This is a genomic window from Chryseobacterium sp. HNCC26DJ238 (genome assembly GCF_057180465.1).
In genome coordinates this window covers 1-244 of the sequence record NZ_JBXUGI010000085.1, presented here as the reverse complement: position 1 = coordinate 244, position 244 = coordinate 1, and the positions used below count along the sequence as shown (strand labels likewise).

Annotated in this window: 1 protein-coding gene; it reads left to right on the top strand. The window is 44.7% G+C overall.

Features of this window, described 5'->3' with window-relative positions; all coding sequences use genetic code 11:
• A partial coding sequence (locus tag AC2A07_RS19800; protein ID WP_484051814.1) for a SprB repeat-containing protein occupies positions 1–244 on the top strand: 244 nt, incomplete at both ends.

The following is a 244-nucleotide window of genomic DNA, read 5'->3' as shown; positions in this document are numbered from 1 at the left end:
CACTTATTCATGGTCTCCATCCGGAGGTACTGCTGCTACGGCAACAGGATTAGCTGCGGGTACTTATACAGTAACTGCTACTGATGCTAACGGATGTACACTGACAAGAACTGTTACGATTACTCAGTCAAGTGCTGTTTCAGGAACGACTGTGGTAACCAATATTGCATGTAACGGAGGATCAACCGGATCTATTAATTTAACTCCAGTAGGAGGTTCTGCACCATACACATTCAATTGGGGT